The organism is Enterobacter cloacae complex sp. 402C9, assembly GCF_050030745.1.
In the GTDB taxonomy this organism is placed as follows: Bacteria; Pseudomonadota; Gammaproteobacteria; order Enterobacterales; family Enterobacteriaceae; genus Enterobacter; species Enterobacter intestinihominis.
This window is the reverse complement of record NZ_JBLGUW010000001.1, coordinates 916594-932816: the sequence shown is the minus strand read 5'-3', so window position 1 is coordinate 932816 and position 16223 is coordinate 916594. Positions and strand designations below refer to the sequence as shown.

Here is a 16223-nt window from a genome sequence, read left to right as displayed (position 1 = left end):
CATTCACTCTTATAGAAACAAAAAGCTGATGAAACGGTAGAATATTAGCACCCAATAAACACTGTTCATCCATACAGCCTCAGAATTCTTAAACTTATACTTGCTCTACCTTCTCAGTTTGTCCCATCGCACCGCTGACACAATGCCCCAATTGCCACTGGCATTAGGCCTACGCCACTTTGCGGTCTCCATGCTACGGAGATACTCAAGTGCTTCGGAAAACGTGCCAAAACGCTTCTGAGCCGCTTTATCACCTACGCCAAACGAACCATCGCGACTGCTCGCAAGTCCAGGATTAAAGCACGAGCCATCGGCCGCGTATGGAACCAACAGTTCCGGGTCGTTATCTTCAGACAAGCCAGACGCTAACAACTGCCACGGCTCAACGCTCAGAGCGTTAGCCAGCACCTCAATCGCATCAAGAGACGCGTTGGAGCCACCACGTTCAATACGACTCATATAACTACGAGCAAACCCACACCGATCAGCAAAGGCTTCCTGGCTCATTCCGGTGGCAATGCGCAGTTCTTTTACCCGCTCGCCAAACTTTATTCTCAAGGTCTTTTTCATGCACTGAATGTGCAATCTTGACCACTGTAAGGCCACGCTCCATATGAGACATTTTGAATCTAAAAGCCTTCATTTGTGGTCAAACTCACACACATCAGCGTTTCGAACTATTACAATCGCAAAGATTCAAAATGAACACCGATAGTGACAAATTAAACTAAACCCGTATTATGATCGTTATCGGTTGGTCGTCCCCAATATTCGCTATTAGGCGTGATGTGGTTTTGAAAATGAGGGAATCATGGCGGGATCAGGTTTTTTATTACCAATGGTGGCGGGAGTGGCGCTTAGTTGCGTCAGCTATGGACTTGTTGCTCGCATTGTTTCAAAACGTCAGGTCAGCACGCTACGCGCAGTTTCATGGGGAATTATTGGAACCCTCTCATTGGTGCTAGGCGTGTGCGCATTTTCCGCTGTAAGCGCAGAACACCCGGCAGCGAAACACAAGACCTTGTGCTTAGGCAGCGCCCCGGAATGCTATGCAAAAGCGCACCATAACCCGGTCAGGGAGTGCAAGCAGGTAATGGACAAGAAAGCGACGTTTCGCCATGTATGGCAAGTAAGTGAAGCGCAGCCGGTATTCAACACCTACCTCTGGCACGACGAGAACAAACGAACTATTCAAATGTTCGGACAACAAGCTAAGGCGATTAACAGCCTTGGGATGCAAATACCGCTTCAGTATTTTTGTGTTTTCAACGCCAACACAGGGGAAGTCATCGCGGCTTCGTTTGAGTAAATATAGGGGGTAACTTCCCCCTAAATAAAAGATACGTTATTCTTACAAATAAAAAACGATTTGATCAAAAGTTAATATGGCTTGGATCGCTTTCTCTTTCGTATAAGTTTTTGCTGCTGCGGCACCATGACCAACAGAGTGTCTGGAATTGGCGCTGGCAGTCCCTGTCATCAAATCAAAGCTACAATATGTGTTTTGTTTAAGATAAAGCAAAAACTCTTCGGGAAAGAGCAACGTATTTTTACTTTGCAATTTTCTAATCGCCGTATCTTTGGCGAAATCAGTTAAGGCTGAGCTGCTACCTTTTTTTAAGTTCGCTTTTATATAAAAAGATTGTAGAACGCCTTCAATTTCAGTAAGTATAATTTTTATTGCCGCAATATAGTTTCCATAATAATAAGAGCTAAAGGCTGCATCTAATATAGGCATCTTCTCATTTAGGTAAATTTTGCTGTTCCAACGACTGCGTATTGAATCCATTCTATCCTTATCAAATAGAGAGATAAGATGGCTTGCTGATTTATCAAACACTTCATCATTTTTCTCTTGATACTGGAGTATATCAAAACCGTCGTTGATCAACTCAGCAAAAGGAAACCAACCACGAGCGATAATAAAAGATAAAGTATCAGGATCGAACATTGAGTCGTATATATTTTTATACTTCACAGCTCGGTGCAAAACACCAAGATTTTTATTCATATCCTCCACGGAAAAATCGTCATCTCGATTTAAATCAAAATATAGACCAAAGCGCCACCCCTCTCTAAACAAGCATATGACTTTATCATCTTGCTTGAACTCGACAAGTGGGAAGTGCACATCTAATATATCAGCAACTTCCTTTTCAAAAACAACCATTCCTGGCTGAATTTGCTTTTTCATAATAATACGGCTAGCCACTGCGGCTTTATCATTCCAAATCTCAGCAGATAAATCCCCATGAATAATGAAAAGAAGCATTTCACAGTTAGACAGCTTTACGAATTTCCCTTCTCTTTGAGTGTAATGCTCAAGCGTTGAAATGAAGCTTTTAGCTATTTGATGAAAAACATCCTGATCAGATGTGAATCCGTGTTTCGTCCAAAGCTGACACATATCTCCTTTAGCTGCATAGGCAGAGGAAAAGCCGATAAGGGGTTCAACCTTCTCTAGTTTTATCGGTTCACCAATATTGCCTGCCAAGATGCCGGGGGCTTTTATCTGTTCCATGAGATATCCTTAATTCTGTCTTACCAAAACTACCCAATTTATCTTTGAATTAAAAACTATCCTGATAAGTTCGCCAGAACCTAAGCTTTTAAAAATCAAGATCGTAATTAAGCAGTGCTAATAGTGGCAATAGTAGCTCTAGAAACACCGTATTCACGCGCTAACGCACTGATACTAGTTCCGCTATTCTTTTTCTCTATAATCGCCCTACGGGCTTCTGGTGCGATTTTAGAAGGTCTGCCCAACTTCTTGCCTTCAGCTTTTGCTCGTGACAGCCCCGCTTGAGTTCGTTCAATCAAAAGATCGCGCTCCATCTCTGCAACCGCTGCCAGCATTGACAGCAGAAGCTTACCCGCAGCGGAGGTGAGCTCAGTCGTGCCAAGCTGGTGGACAATAACCTTAATATTTCGGTCAGCCAACGTCCTGACAGTTTGCAGAACGTCAATCGCATCACGTCCCAGACGGTCTAGTTTCGCAACTACCAACGTTTCACCATCGCGGATCTTGCTGAGCATTTCAGAAAACTCTTTACGTTGCACCGCCGGAACCTTCCCGCTAACAACATCAGTAAACCAAAAGTCGAACGTCCACCCAGCTTGTTCAAGTTCCAGACGCTGGTTCTCAGTATCCTGCTGCGATGTCGAAACACGCCCGTAGCCAAAAATCGCCATTCTCAACACCTCTCAATACCTGTCAGAAAACGGTGTCAACAATAGGACGCCTGCCAACAATTGCCAAGGCTAATTTTTCAACATCCCGGAAGATACCTGCGAAGAGGTGCCAGAAAACGGTCGTTTGTTGGCAGAATATCTGCCGTTCAGCTTACTAACTTCAGAACCAATGATGCATGATCAAAAATGAGGAATAGGACCACTCGCAGACATGACCAAAGTAGAGCGTTAGCCATGAATTTCGTAACAAAACTCTTGAGGAGTTCATGCGGTCTTCATGATTTGCAAGATTCAGGCGCAGCCTTAAACATCAACCATAAAAAGCACAAGACCAAAACAATAACTTGAAATATTGCAGATTTAGCTCATAGTATCGATATATTTTAGATTGAACCGGTAAATAACCAATGTTAATAGAATTCCGTGTTAAAAACTTTCGCAGCTTACGCGACGAACAGGTGCTTAGTCTTGTTGCATCCAAAGACAAGACCTTGCAGGACACCCACACTCAGGCGACAGGCATTAGTGCCGCACCCGCAGTTTTGAGAAGTGCGGTGGTCTATGGTGCAAATGCTAGCGGCAAGTCCAATCTAATCAAAGCACTGCAATATATGCGTGGCGTTGTAACTGAGTCAGCTACGGCGATGCAACCTAGTCAGACGTTTGCAGTGCAGCAATTTCGATTGGATGCCGTTTCTGTCGGTCAGCCTAGTGAGTTCGAGGTCACGTTCCTGAACGACGGTGTGCGCTACCAATATGGCTTTGCCATGACTACACAGCGCATCGTTAGCGAACACTTGTTGGTTTACAAGTCATTCAAGCCCCAGCATTGGTTCACTCGCCGCTTTGATGCTGACACAAGCAAAGATATTTACGACTTTGGTCCCGGTCTGAAAGGCCCAAAAAATCTGTGGGAGGGTGCAACTCGCCCAAACGCACTGTTTTTGTCAATGGCAGTGCAACTAAATAGCGAATCCTTGCGCCCGTTGTTCGACTGGTTCTTGAACCATCTGGTCATATTCAACGAGCAAGCCCAACTGAGTCCACAGATGTCGATCGAGCTGCTCAAAAAGGCTGACGGGCGCAAGGAGATCTGCAACTTCCTATCTTCTGCTGACATCAGCATTGCTGATATTGACGTGGAAACTCGTAAAGTCCCAGGGCAAGCCATTCACTTTGACTTAATGGCCGGTAAAACTGAAGTGCGCTCGGAAGAGATGGAAGAACACAAGGTGCTCTTCCATCACGTTACCGAACAGGGTAAGGCTGTTTTTGATATAATGGACGAGTCGAATGGCACGCGTAATCTACTGTTTCTTGCTGCGCCAGTGCTGAACATCCTTAACAAAGGACTGACGCTGGTCATAGATGAACTCGACAATAGTTTGCATACTTTGCTTGTGCGCGAGCTGGTGCGACTGTTCCACCGCCCCGAAATCAATACTGGTGGTGCACAGTTAATTTTTACTACTCACGATACGTCGCTGCTGGATGCACCAAATCTGTTCCGGCGAGATCAAGTGTGGTTCGTCGAAAAAGACCGTGATCAAACATCGACATTGGTCAGTTTGTCTGAATTCAGCCCTCGTAAGAATGAAGCACTAGAGCGCGGCTACCTTATGGGGCGCTATGGTGGCGTGCCATTCCTAGACCACACTCTGGGGCTAAAACACTGATGGCTCGTGATAATTCTCCAAAACAGCGTCAACAAAGACAGCTTGAGCGTAAGCAGAACCGGCGAGCAAGCTACGACCGCATTCTTATCGTCTCTGAAGGCAGTAAGACCGAGCCGAACTATTTTAGAGAGATTCGCACCATCTACCGCTTACATACAGCCAATGTGGAAGTCCGTCCCAGCGAGCTGGGCACTGCCCCCATTCAGGTGGTGCAATACGCTAAGGAACTGTTTGAAAAAGGTGACCGTCACAAGGACATCCAGCCGCGTGCGTTCGAGAAGGTTTGCGCTGTTTTTGATCGCGACGATCATGATAGCTATTTCGATGCGCTTCGGCTGGCTGAGTCACTAGATGGCAAGCTAAGGAACGACGCCAAGCAAGCTGTAACTTTTCAGGCCATTGCCTCAGTGCCTAGCTTTGAGCTGTGGCTGCTACTCCATTATGAAGATATTCAGGCTCCGCTACATCGCGACGAAGTAATGCGCCGCCTGAAACGACATATTCATGGTTACGAGAAAGGCGCGGGTAAAGCATTTGCAACTACCAGTGAACATTTGGCAACCGCTACTAGGCGTGCAGAACGATTGGCAGAACGTTTTACAGCGGATACTGACCCCGAACCTTTTACCGCTATCGTCGATTTAGTGAAACTACTGACCAACCTTCACACAGGAAAATAATTTCTGCTTGCTTTCTTGTTGGATTTTCAAGTAGACAGATAACTGCTCACGGATGAGCCGAAGCACCCTTTGTATATGAAAAACAGCAGTGTTCTCATACCCTTAAGTTAGCAACGACTACTGCGTTCAGAAAATGAACGCAGATGATTGATTAGTAAGGTTTTTATCATAAACCCGTTGTGCTACCGTGCTCGAAATGTTCTCAAATCTGCTCAGTTCGAACGACCCTGATGGCGGTTTGAGATTTCGTTCTATAAGGCCGCGCTATGAAGAGTCGAGAATGCAAAACTACCGAAGCAGATCGCAAATTCTTTAAAGTCTCAGCCGGGATTGACTGGCTGGACTTAAAGATCAGCTTCTCCAGACTGACCCAGCATCGCTACGTTCAGGAAGAATTACTTAAAATCACCGGATTAAAACTCTGGGTTAAACCCTGCGGTCTACGTTTCTCAAAGTTGCCATTATGCGAACCACTTCCCGGCAGCAACATCAAAACGTGGGTAAAACCGGTGATAAGCAGCACTGACGATACTTTTCGAATTCGCTTCCGAGATCTACTGGCAAACAATAGCGGGAAGCTGGAAGCTGCACTCGATAAATTGCAAAACCGTTTCCCATTTGCTTGTGAGCCGCAAATCGTGGGAGTCGAAGTTTTCTGCGATTTCTGGCATAAAACCCGGTCGGTTATCGCTACAAATGCGATGGCCTATCGGCTTCAAAGTTCCCTGTTCAGCCCGGGAAGTAAAGTCCGACAATACAATCCCGTAACTGGGCTAAATGTTTTCCTTGATGTTCATGGCGCTCGTATCAATCCTGAATGGAGCCTGAGAACAGGTAACAAGTGGGACAACATCTCGTGGCAGGTCTACCACAAACGCACTGACAACAATCAGAAACTACCTGTAGAAGAGCAACGCGCTCGTGTTGAAGTCACGTTAAAAGGTGCTGCGCTCACTCACTACTCTCTTCACCGTCTGAGCGACATGCAGCGCTTTCGATTTGAAACCCTCGCTCACCTGTTCAAATTTCGCAAACCAATTGAGCCTGAAATGATGGCTGACGGTGATATGTTCCGGTTGACCGCTATCAATGCGGTTCGTAAGGTGAACGATGCAACAGCCGAGCGTGGATTACATTCTTTCAATAACATCGGACGTAGGGATAAACGTAGCTGGATGATGGTCAACGGTGACAAGCGCCTGCGGAAGGAAAGCTCGCATCTGGCAGTTGTTAGCGATCTGCAAAACGCCGTCAAGGGCGCTTTACGTCGCCTCCACGTTTAAGCCGCGCCCCTTTCGTTATTCCAAAAAAAAGTGACAATCAGCAGGAAAGAAGCCGCATTCCTGCTGGTCTGGATACAGTTCTCTTAATAACTGTATATATAACAACTCAACTATCAGCTTACATACCTTAGCTATCGGTGTTTGTCGGTTGCAGTTCCCTTCAATCAAACACGAACCAGAAGCTGCTAACGTTCAACGTGTTCGCGGTGAGAAGCAGCCGGATAAGCTGGGCACGAAAAAGTGGAGTCCTAGGTTTGGAAGCGCCCCTCTCAGGCATTGCGTCCGAAAATTTCCGCAGCGGTGAAGCCGTCCTTATAGTGGCAGTGCAAGCAACAATTCCAGAAACCCGCGATATCACACTTTGACTATAGATCTAAATCCAAAAGAGCCAACCGAAGGTGATTTGCGATGAAGTCTGCTTTAAGAGCGCTATAGCGATGAATATCATTGTCGCTTTCCAGCGCCGCAGCACGTTTTATAGCGGCATACTGATCCGCTACTTCTTTGTTATTTATCAAGTAATCACGAAACGCTAGATGCTTAGCGATTTGCATATCACCGCTGACGAAAGCGTGCACATGATGACTACGCTGCTCCTCCCCCTTGGTGAAATACCTGCGATTTGGAATACCATTCTCACCACGAGCAACATATCCGGCTTGTTTCATCTTTTCGTTACAACGATCTAATTCTTTTAAGTCAGTGACTTCCAGCAGTATGTCTATAACGGGTTTTGCTGCTAACCCGGGCACTGACGTGCTGCCAATATGATGAACCTTAGAAATCACCCTGCCGAGAGTCATCAGCAATAATGAGTTTTCAAACTCGAAAATCTCGGGCCATTGATTATTGTAAGGAACGACTGTTACTAACCGCATATATACCTTACCATTCCTTTTAAAAATCATTAAATTAGGTAATGAAGCAAAACCAACCCATACTACCAGAGATCCTCCCTGCGCACCTGATTCACATATCGCGCTTCTGCTGACGAAAGAACATCTGATTGGTAGTAGCTTCACATATCAATTCAGTTTAGCGCCTCCATCAAGGAAGCGTCCAAACACAATGAACGGAGATAACGCTTGAGAACCGTCGAAATACTGCAATACACCTTACGCAAAGGAACCGGAACTGATTTTCACGCCATCATGCAGGAAATCAGCGTTCCCCTACACCAGCGCCACGGGATCGATGTTGTATCGTTTGGTAACTCGCTACATGACTCGGATTGCTACTACCTGATTCGCGCCTTTGACAGTGCTGGAAGCATGGCTACGGTTCTTGATGCCTTTTATGCGAGTGATGACTGGCGCAATGGCCCACGTCAAGACATCATTGGCAGCATAGAGACCTGCACGAAAACAGTGATCAGCCTCCCGACGGAAAGTGTGAACGGGCTGCGGGTGCAATCGTAGGTCATATGGCTTCACCAAACGCGTTTTGAGCGTCTCCAAATTCAGCACTATGAAATCCACCACCCTTAATAAAAAACGCGCCAGAACCGTTCTGAGCGCGTTAGAGCAAGAGAGAAATTCAGGCTATTGCGGTTCTTTTCGCGATTTATTGCTCTGCTTAATCCGTAGCGCATCAGCTACCGCATCTACACCATCTTCGCAAACAAATGGAGCAACTTCCGGTAGCCCTAACGTAACGCTCTCAAGCACAGCATAGAGGGCTTCTGGTGGATGATCTTTGCTATACCGGTTCTCTGTCTCGCCAGAACCGCGGATATGTCCAACAAACTGCGCACGCGTCTCGCTGTCGATTCCAGCTTGTTTAAGTCTTGTAGAAAAGGTGTGGCGGAATGAATGGAAAGATTTCTTGCTGCCTTTTTCAAAGCCTAACCGCTCTTTGAGCAACGAGCGATTAAACCAGTCCGAAGCCTTATCGCCATATCCTTTTACAGGGTGGTAAGGAAGCTCGGGAAATAAACGTTCATGGCCTGCTTTCTTCAATGCTTCGCAATAGCGGACTAATCCAAGTTTGATCAATGTCGGATGCAACGGTATTTTCCGTCGCGAATGAATAGTTTTTAGCGACTGATCTGCACGCTCATTGCTAATTTCGAAGAAATAAAAACCGACAGCATCCTGCTTAATATCGTCAAGATAAAGCTGACATAACTCATTTATCCTCGCGCCGGTAAAAAAACCAATTAGCGGTAGCCAGTAATGAAATGCACGATAATGATGGAATTGCCCCTGACTGTTTTTATCGACAGTCCCACGTTTATACCAAGGCATACCAAAAATAGCGTTTAAATCCTCATCAGTGAAATCAGATTTGAAATCCTGATCCATCTTTTCATTTTCAACAGGTGCAAAGAATTTATTCGCAGGAGACTTAATAAAAATGCCTTCTCCATCAGCCCACTGGAAAGCCTCGAAGAGAATTCGCATATATTTACGAACGGCATTATCGCTCATTAGAGGGTCGCCATTCTCTTTTGCCTTGGCAATCAATTCATGAGCATCATTGATTTTGTATCTTATTTTCGCCAGATCGCGCCTTGCAGGTATCGACCTTAGTAAGCTCTCATACTTACGGAGGAAGTCACGGTCAACTTTTTCAAGCGTTGAATCACCCATGACTTCAAGGAGTAAGCCAAAACCTTCCCGGACTCGATTCTCTGCCTTTTCCGTGAATTTCCCCCCGCGCTTGTAGCGAATATATTTTTCACATAACTCGCTCATTTTCACTGAGTAGTATTTACGATTTACATATTCATTATCCGGTATTGATGAGGGCAATAATACAGGGGTAATTGCTTTTGGTTTCTCTGGCATTACTGGAGAAACTGCGGTGCTATGTGACAGCCAAAATAATCGTAAGCGCTCGGCTTGAACACGATGAATCATCAATGAATTAGGCGAGATTTCGACACCTGGAAAGTCAACGAACCAAGCGGCTTTGGATGAAGCCTCTGAAGATTTAAATGCGGTTTCTGCATCCAGCGGCTCGCCAGCGATCATCTGACGTAATATACGTGATGAAACCAAGGGCTGAACATAACCGCTCAGAGAGCCTCTGATCCCGATGTTAATGGCACTATCGATGATAAATCCAGAAGCCTCAGGATCATCCTTATCAACGAGTGAAAGATCTTCTACATAGTAGGCAGGACGCCCATCAGCAAGCCAAAAAAGTGGGATATTCGTATCAAGTAGTCGCTGCGCCACTTGTTGCAGGGAAGCGCTCGTTAAACCGCAAAATTCAGCGAGGCTGATCATTCCTTCGCCAGCCAAAGCAGGCGCACTACTTACCAACTTTTCTCTATCCAATTTTTGATACTCACCCAGACATCGCTGCCAGACAACCAATAAACCTGCGGCAATCGCTCTCGCTTTTCTGATGTCGTTTGTTTCTGTTGAAGCGTGAATCTCACGCTGTCCCGTGTAGAGACGGTATCGGGCAGGAACTGCAATACGGACAACATAAATACCGCTGCTACGGCGATACAGATTATCACGTTGAGCCATCGGCTGTATGACCTCTATGTAGTAGAGGCTACGCGATTTCACTTTGAATGAATTTAACGTTAATTAAATCAATAAGATAGAAGTGACTGGTGCCGATAATAGGAGTCGAACCTACGACCTTCGCATTACGAATGCGCTGCTCTACCAACTGAGCTATATCGGCCCTGAGAGACCGGTTACGAGCGTAACCACGGGGCAAAAGAGTAGATCTAACCGGGTGATGCGTCAATGCCCTTTTGAATCAAACGGCTATTTTTGCATCACCCGCGATTATTTACGCACGAATGGTATCATCACCGAAGCCGATCCACTTGTAGGTGGTCAGCGCTTCCAGCCCCATCGGACCGCGGGCATGCAGCTTCTGAGTGCTCACAGCCACCTCCGCGCCCAGACCAAACTGGCCGCCATCGGTGAAGCGCGTCGAGGCATTCACGTAAACCGCAGACGAATCCACTTCATTCACAAAACGATCGGCATTGCGCAGGGTGCGCGTCAGGATCGCATCAGAATGCTGGGTTCCGTGTTCACGAATGTGCGCAATAGCGTCATCGAGATCCGCAACTACCTTCACGTTCAGATCCAGCGACAAATACTCATCGTCGTACTGCTCCGCGTTAACCGGAACGACCTTTGCCGGACCGTCTTTCAGCAGGGCGAGAGCCTTCTCGTCCGCATGCAGCGTAACGCCACTTTCCGCCATCTGCATGCTCAGCGCTGGCAGGAAGGTACTGGCGATGCCCTGATGCACCAGCAGCGTTTCGACCGTATTACAGGTGCTTGGACGCTGAGTTTTAGCGTTGACGATAATCTTCAGTGCAGGTTCGATCTCCGCGGTGTCATCCACCACGATATGGCATACGCCGATACCGCCGGTAATGACCGGAATGGTGGAATGCTCACGGCACAGCTTGTGCAGGCCCGCGCCGCCGCGTGGGATGAGCATGTCGATGTGTTTGTCCATGCGCAGCATCTCGTTGACCAGCGCGCGGTCGGGGCTTTCAATCGCCTGCACGGCAGCCGCCGGTAAGCCGCACTCCTCCAGCGCCTGCTGAATGACGTTCACCGTCGCGGCGTTGGTGCGCCAGGTCTCTTTCCCGCCACGCAGGATAGCGGCGTTACCGGTTTTCAGGCACAGGGAGGCGACATCCACCGTCACGTTTGGACGCGCTTCGTAAATCACACCGATGACGCCGAGTGGCACACGACGACGCTCAAGGCGTAACCCGCTGTCGAGCCCCCCACCGTCAATCACCTGCCCTACCGGGTCGGCGAGGTTGCACACCTGACGGACGTCGTCGGCGATACCTTTCAAACGCGCCGGGGTCAATGCCAGACGGTCGAGCATCGCTTCGCTCAAGCCGTTACGACGCGCTTCCAGCAGATCCTGCTCGTTGGCGAGCAAAATTTCCTGCGACTGGGATTCCAGATAATCAGCGATTTTTTCCAGCACGCGGTTTTTCTCACGGCTGGAAAGGAGCGCCAGTTTATACGAGGCGGCTTTCGCGGCTGCGCCCATTTGTTCCAGCATGTTCTGGCTCCTTAACGAATAATCATGTCGTCGCGATGCACGGCAACCGGGCCATATTCATAGCCCAGGATGGCGTCGATCTGCTGGGAATGGTGGCCAGCAATCCGACGCAGCGCGTCGCTGTTATAACGGCTTACGCCATGAGCGATGTCGCGACCTTCAAGGTTACGGATTCGGATCACTTCACCACGCGAGAAGTTGCCTGTCACGCTTTTAATTCCTTTTGGAAGCAATGAGCTTCCTCTTTCCAGAATAGCGGCGGTCGCGCCTTCATCCACGGTCAATTCACCAGCCGGGGGCGCACCAAAGATCCAGCGTTTGCGGTTTTCCAGCGGGGACGCCTGGGCGTGGAAGCGTGTGCCCACAGAGATGCCTTCCATCACATCACCTATCACGCCCGGACGGCTGCCCGCGGCAATGATGGTGTCGATACCGGCCCGGCACGCCACGTCCGCAGCCTGGAGCTTGGTGCCCATACCGCCTGTCCCAAGACCAGAAACGCTGTCTCCCGCAATGGCACGCAGCGCATCGTCAATGCCGTGAACGTCTTTGATCAGTTCTGCCTGTGGATTGGAACGCGGGTCAGCGGTAAACAGCCCCTGCTGATCGGTCAGAAGCAGCAGCTTATCGGCCCCTGCCAGGATCGCCGCCAGCGCAGAGAGGTTATCGTTGTCGCCTACTTTGATTTCAGCGGTGGCAACAGCGTCGTTTTCGTTGATGACCGGAACGATATGGTTATCCAGCAGCGCGCGCAGCGTATCGCGGGCGTTCAGGAAACGTTCTCTGTCTTCCATATCCGCACGCGTCAGCAGCATCTGCCCGACGTGAATGCCATAAATGGAGAACAGTTGTTCCCAGAGCTGTATGAGTCGGCTTTGTCCTACGGCGGCCAGCAGCTGTTTGGAGGCGATCGTCGCGGGGAGTTCGGGGTAGCCCAGGTGTTCACGCCCGGCGGCAATCGCCCCGGAGGTCACAATCACAATACGATGCCCTGCGGCATGCAACTGAGCGCACTGACGTACAAGCTCAACGATATGGGCACGATTAAGGCGGCGCGATCCGCCTGTTAACACACTGGTACCGAGTTTTACCACCAGCGTCTGGCTGTCACTCATGATTCTCTGCCGTTCAACAATAAGGGAAAATGATGTCAGTCAGACGTTTTAACAGGTGTCAGCCCCGTTGCCAACTGCCTTAGCACATCACCCATCACTTTGTTGCGCGGGATCAGGAAGCGTAGCGGCAGATTTTGACAATTTTATTACCGAAAAATTAAAACATACTTTTTTAGACATATTCTTACTTTGTCATAAAACGTTCACCCACTAACGATAAAACCCTTCCTGTTTTTCACGGGGTAATAAGTTGAATCTTATTGCTCAGCGAATATTAGCGCGTTTTTATAAAATCAGGATTGAAAATGAAAAAGAGCACTCTGGCATTAGTGGTAATGGGCGTAGTTGCATCCACATCTGTTCACGCAGCGGAAGTTTATAATAAAAACGGTAATAAACTGGACGTGTACGGCAAAGTAAAAGCAATGCACTACCTCAGTGATGATGACGCGAAGGATGGTGACCAGACTTACGTTCGTTTTGGCTTTAAGGGTGAAACGCAGATTAACGATCAGCTGACGGGCTACGGACGTTGGGAAGCAGAGTTCGCGGGTAACAAAGCAGAAAGCGACTCTTCTCAAAAAACGCGCCTGGCATTTGCGGGTATTAAACTGAAAGATTTTGGTTCTTTTGATTACGGTCGTAACCTGGGTGCGCTGTATGACGTCGCCGCATACACCGATATGTTCCCGGAGTTCGGCGGTGACGGCCTGGCACAGACCGATAATTTCATGACGAAACGCGCTTCCGGTCTGGCCACATACCGTAATACCGATTTCTTTGGCATGGTTGACGGTCTTAATATGACCCTGCAATACCAGGGTAAAAATGAAAACCGCGACGTGAAGAAGCAAAACGGTGACGGCTTCGGTACCTCCCTGAGCTATGACTTCGGCGGCAGCGATTTCTCTGTGATTGGTGCGTATGCCAGCTCCGATCGCACCAATGAGCAAAACCTTCAGGCACGCGGCGAAGGTAAAAAAGCAGAAGGCTGGGCGACCGGTCTGAAATATGATGCCAACGATATATATCTGGCCACTCTCTATTCTGAAACCCGCAATATGGCCCCTATTTCCGGTGGCTTTGCAAATAAAGCGCAAAACTTCGAAGTGGTTGCGCAATATCAGTTTGACTTTGGTCTGCGCCCATCTCTGGGTTACGTGCAGTCTAAAGGCAAAGATATCGAAGGCATCGGCGATGAAGATATCGTGAAATACATCGATGTAGGTGCGACCTATTATTTCAACAAAAACATGTCTGCGTTTGTTGATTATAAAATCAACCAGATCGATGACGATAATAAACTGGGCGTAAGCAGCGATGATATCGTTGCGCTGGGCATGACCTACCAGTTCTGATGTTGTGGTAATAAAAAAACCGGCGCTGAGCCGGTTTTTTTGTGCCCGGTGACGCTGTGCTTACCGGACCTACGGAGTAATACGTTTTTAGGCCGGGTAAGGCGTAGCCGCCACCCGGCGCTGTGACATCATCAGGCTCTCAGTTTCACCGCTTCGCTGGAAAAATCGTCCGCAGGCTCCAGCTTCAGATCCAGCGTTGCCAGCAGGTCGCGAGCTCTGCCGTGAAATTCTTTTAGCGTATGCTCCAGGCGATCGATCACTTCCTGATCTTTGATGCTCGTCGCCTGCCAGTGCCCGTCTTTATTAAACAGGCCAAACTGATAGCTATAGGTAAAACGGTTTTCCTGTGCTTCCATTTCCATCCACCAGCCCCAGAACTCACGTTTTTCGGGTGCAGGCTTCACGTTGACGCAAACAGCCAGGCAGTCGAAAAAAAAGCGATTCTCTTCACACTGCTCTTCTCGAATATACGGGCCAAGAGCCATGAACTTCTTAATCAGTCTACTTTTCGGGTGTCCACTCGGTAACGTCATTGCGATCTCCTTTTGTGAAGCACTGTTTTACCAAACCAACGAAATTTAGCAAACTATTAACACAATCTCTGCGTGATCCAGCGTGTGATCTCTTTAAGCGCTTTGTCAAAATTCTGGTACACCGGGCTGAAGGGTACCTCCAGCAATTTGCCATCCGAAGATGACGAGGTGATTAAGCGTGACTCCTCTTCCGGGCTAAATGGATCGTTCTTCCAGAAACCGGACATCATCGGGGTTGGGCAACGGCGGCCCAGCAAGCCCTGCGTTTTTAATGAATACCGATTAAGTTCAATGCGCAACGCTTCATCTGAAGCATCATGCATGCCAAGTCGGCTCGCCAGCACGTCCAGATACATTTCAGGAACGCTACCCTGACGCGCAGGATCGCTTAACAGTGCATGCACTACCGGGCCAAGACAGGCGACGGCCTTCAGGCGGGAAGATTCAAGGTAGGCCAGCCGTACCGCGACGTTAGCGCCAAAGCGGAAGCCAAACGCACCTACCCGGGTATGGTCAACCCAGGGGATATTCTCCAGCGCTTTTAATGCATGCTGGTGCAGCAGGCTGGAGTCTTGCGTAAGTTTCCATTTGGATGAAAAACCAATTGAGGGCATATCGAGCGTCAGCATGGCGATCCCGTTTGGGGCAAAGTAGCGCTCATACAGGCTGTAATAATCAATTTGTAACGAATCCAGGCCGCCGCACATCAGAACCGTCGGGAACGGGCCTTCCCCCTCCGGCATATGCAGGAATCCAGTCACCGGGCTACCGCCGGGAATGGCGAACTCAATTTCACGCATCCGGCCAGGCAGCCGCTGGGCGGCCTCTTCATAAGCCCGGTTTGCCAGCGCCTGGGCCTGCTCCGCCAGTTCGTCTCCTTTCAGATGCGGGTATGCAGCGATGCTGTAAAGGTTTGCCGCATGCAGCCAGTGTTTGCCGCTGAGAGTGGCATCTTCTTCCTGACTCGCTTTTTGCTGCCAGAGCATGGCCTGCTTTGACCATTCGTAGATCCAGTTCCCGCCACGGTAGCCCACCACCGTGTCGTAGAGATCGCTGTCGGTGCGCTCAGACTCGCTCATCACGATACGCGCCTGCACGTCGAGGATTTCACGTGGATCGATACCGCGCCAGATCCACATCAGGCGGTTAATCATGCGGTACCAGTGGGGCACGTTTTTACCATCTAACGCTGACTGAACAGCAGGCATGGTCCCCGGATTAAACCGACGCACCAGCGTCGAGGTTTCAGGGTGCTTGAAACGGGGTTTGAAAAGAGTTTCGGTGAGATTCGCCTGCGCCATTGCGTTGCCTCCATGGATACATCACTTGGAGACCATTGTAACGCGTGGCAGGCCAAAAAGAACAACGCCCGGCAT

At 48.7% G+C, this 16223-nt stretch carries 15 protein-coding genes and 1 tRNA gene; 6 read left to right on the top strand and 10 right to left on the bottom strand.

Features of this window, described 5'->3' with window-relative positions; genetic code table 11:
- Positions 1-105: 105 nt before the first annotated feature.
- A complete protein-coding gene (locus ACQG1K_RS04395; RefSeq protein ID WP_038424945.1) occupies positions 106-570 on the bottom strand; it encodes a helix-turn-helix domain-containing protein in 465 nt (154 codons plus the stop codon).
- A gap of 241 nt (positions 571-811) precedes the next feature.
- Between ACQG1K_RS04395 and ACQG1K_RS04390 the strand changes: the two genes are divergently transcribed.
- Positions 812-1309 (top strand): hypothetical protein, encoded by a 498-nt coding sequence (locus ACQG1K_RS04390; RefSeq protein ID WP_048981225.1) that lies wholly within the window; start codon positions 812-814, stop codon positions 1307-1309.
- 42 nt (positions 1310-1351) lie between these two features.
- Here ACQG1K_RS04390 and ACQG1K_RS04385 read toward each other — a convergent pair whose 3' ends face one another.
- Entirely contained in the window at positions 1352-2521 is a 1170-nt protein-coding gene (locus tag ACQG1K_RS04385) for a hypothetical protein (protein WP_048981227.1), read from the bottom strand.
- Positions 2522-2628: 107 nt separating this feature from the next.
- On the bottom strand, positions 2629-3192 hold the full coding sequence (locus ACQG1K_RS04380) for a recombinase family protein (RefSeq protein ID WP_019083261.1): 564 nt from the start codon (positions 3190-3192) through the stop codon (positions 2629-2631).
- Between the two features lie 407 nt (positions 3193-3599).
- Here ACQG1K_RS04380 and ACQG1K_RS04375 point away from each other — a divergent pair, with 407 nt between their 5' ends.
- The 3 genes from ACQG1K_RS04375 to ACQG1K_RS04365 all read left to right on the top strand — a co-directional run bounded on the left by ACQG1K_RS04375 (position 3600) and on the right by ACQG1K_RS04365 (position 6831).
- Positions 3600-4868, top strand: coding sequence for an AAA family ATPase (locus ACQG1K_RS04375; RefSeq protein ID WP_048981230.1), 1269 nt, complete (start codon positions 3600-3602; stop codon positions 4866-4868).
- Complete coding sequence (locus ACQG1K_RS04370) at positions 4868-5548, top strand: RloB family protein (protein ID WP_048981232.1); 681 nt, start codon at positions 4868-4870, stop codon at positions 5546-5548. The genes ACQG1K_RS04375 and ACQG1K_RS04370 overlap by 1 nt, the downstream gene beginning before the upstream one ends.
- Before the next feature lie 266 nt (positions 5549-5814).
- On the top strand, positions 5815-6831 hold the full coding sequence (locus ACQG1K_RS04365) for a hypothetical protein (protein ID WP_048981234.1): 1017 nt from the start codon (positions 5815-5817) through the stop codon (positions 6829-6831).
- 365 nt (positions 6832-7196) lie between these two features.
- Here the strand turns inward: ACQG1K_RS04365 and ACQG1K_RS04360 are convergent, their stop codons facing one another.
- Entirely contained in the window at positions 7197-7709 is a 513-nt protein-coding gene (locus ACQG1K_RS04360; RefSeq protein ID WP_048981236.1) for a GrpB family protein, read from the bottom strand.
- A 207-nt stretch (positions 7710-7916) separates the two neighbouring features.
- On the opposite strand from ACQG1K_RS04360, the gene ACQG1K_RS04355 reads away from it, so the two are divergent.
- Positions 7917-8249: an NIPSNAP family protein gene (locus ACQG1K_RS04355; protein ID WP_048981238.1), complete on the top strand. Its 333-nt coding sequence runs from the start codon at positions 7917-7919 to the stop codon at positions 8247-8249.
- A gap of 123 nt (positions 8250-8372) precedes the next feature.
- On the opposite strand, the gene ACQG1K_RS04350 is transcribed toward ACQG1K_RS04355, so the two are convergent.
- The 4 genes from ACQG1K_RS04350 to proB all read right to left on the bottom strand — a co-directional run bounded on the left by ACQG1K_RS04350 (position 8373) and on the right by proB (position 12956).
- Complete coding sequence (locus ACQG1K_RS04350; protein WP_048981240.1) at positions 8373-10313, bottom strand: site-specific integrase; 1941 nt, start codon at positions 10311-10313, stop codon at positions 8373-8375.
- A gap of 87 nt (positions 10314-10400) precedes the next feature.
- Positions 10401-10476, bottom strand: a tRNA-Thr gene (locus ACQG1K_RS04345).
- Positions 10477-10587: 111 nt separating this feature from the next.
- Entirely contained in the window at positions 10588-11841 is a 1254-nt protein-coding gene (gene proA / locus ACQG1K_RS04340) for a glutamate-5-semialdehyde dehydrogenase (protein ID WP_367076081.1), read from the bottom strand.
- An 11-nt stretch (positions 11842-11852) separates the two neighbouring features.
- Entirely contained in the window at positions 11853-12956 is a 1104-nt protein-coding gene (proB, locus tag ACQG1K_RS04335) for a glutamate 5-kinase (protein WP_015571369.1), read from the bottom strand.
- Positions 12957-13261: 305 nt separating this feature from the next.
- On the opposite strand from proB, the gene phoE reads away from it, so the two are divergent.
- Positions 13262-14314, top strand: a complete 1053-nt coding sequence (gene phoE / locus ACQG1K_RS04330; protein ID WP_022647150.1) for a phosphoporin PhoE — start codon at positions 13262-13264, stop codon at positions 14312-14314.
- A gap of 131 nt (positions 14315-14445) precedes the next feature.
- On the opposite strand, the gene crl is transcribed toward phoE, so the two are convergent.
- Positions 14446-14847 (bottom strand): sigma factor-binding protein Crl, encoded by a 402-nt coding sequence (gene crl, locus ACQG1K_RS04325; RefSeq protein ID WP_022647149.1) that lies wholly within the window; start codon positions 14845-14847, stop codon positions 14446-14448.
- A 56-nt stretch (positions 14848-14903) separates the two neighbouring features.
- Positions 14904-16148, bottom strand: coding sequence for an esterase FrsA (gene frsA / locus ACQG1K_RS04320; protein ID WP_038415404.1), 1245 nt, complete (start codon positions 16146-16148; stop codon positions 14904-14906).
- Positions 16149-16223 lie beyond the last annotated feature (75 nt).

What these genes read in the sequence shown, in the direction of transcription:
- ACQG1K_RS04395 (WP_038424945.1), bottom strand. Translation starts at nt 570, where the DNA reads ATGAAAAAGACCTTGAGAATAAAGTTTGGCGAGCGGGTAAAAGAACTG.
- ACQG1K_RS04390 (WP_048981225.1), top strand. Translation starts at nt 812, where the DNA reads ATGGCGGGATCAGGTTTTTTATTACCAATGGTGGCGGGAGTGGCGCTT.
- ACQG1K_RS04385 (WP_048981227.1), bottom strand. Translation starts at nt 2,521, where the DNA reads ATGGAACAGATAAAAGCCCCCGGCATCTTGGCAGGCAATATTGGTGAA.
- ACQG1K_RS04380 (WP_019083261.1), bottom strand. Translation starts at nt 3,192, where the DNA reads ATGGCGATTTTTGGCTACGGGCGTGTTTCGACATCGCAGCAGGATACT.
- ACQG1K_RS04375 (WP_048981230.1), top strand. Translation starts at nt 3,600, where the DNA reads ATGTTAATAGAATTCCGTGTTAAAAACTTTCGCAGCTTACGCGACGAA.
- ACQG1K_RS04370 (WP_048981232.1), top strand. Translation starts at nt 4,868, where the DNA reads ATGGCTCGTGATAATTCTCCAAAACAGCGTCAACAAAGACAGCTTGAG.
- ACQG1K_RS04365 (WP_048981234.1), top strand. Translation starts at nt 5,815, where the DNA reads ATGAAGAGTCGAGAATGCAAAACTACCGAAGCAGATCGCAAATTCTTT.
- ACQG1K_RS04360 (WP_048981236.1), bottom strand. Translation starts at nt 7,709, where the DNA reads ATGCGGTTAGTAACAGTCGTTCCTTACAATAATCAATGGCCCGAGATT.
- ACQG1K_RS04350 (WP_048981240.1), bottom strand. Translation starts at nt 10,313, where the DNA reads ATGGCTCAACGTGATAATCTGTATCGCCGTAGCAGCGGTATTTATGTT.
- proA (WP_367076081.1), bottom strand. Translation starts at nt 11,841, where the DNA reads ATGCTGGAACAAATGGGCGCAGCCGCGAAAGCCGCCTCGTATAAACTG.
- proB (WP_015571369.1), bottom strand. Translation starts at nt 12,956, where the DNA reads ATGAGTGACAGCCAGACGCTGGTGGTAAAACTCGGTACCAGTGTGTTA.
- phoE (WP_022647150.1), top strand. Translation starts at nt 13,262, where the DNA reads ATGAAAAAGAGCACTCTGGCATTAGTGGTAATGGGCGTAGTTGCATCC.
- crl (WP_022647149.1), bottom strand. Translation starts at nt 14,847, where the DNA reads ATGACGTTACCGAGTGGACACCCGAAAAGTAGACTGATTAAGAAGTTC.
- frsA (WP_038415404.1), bottom strand. Translation starts at nt 16,148, where the DNA reads ATGGCGCAGGCGAATCTCACCGAAACTCTTTTCAAACCCCGTTTCAAG.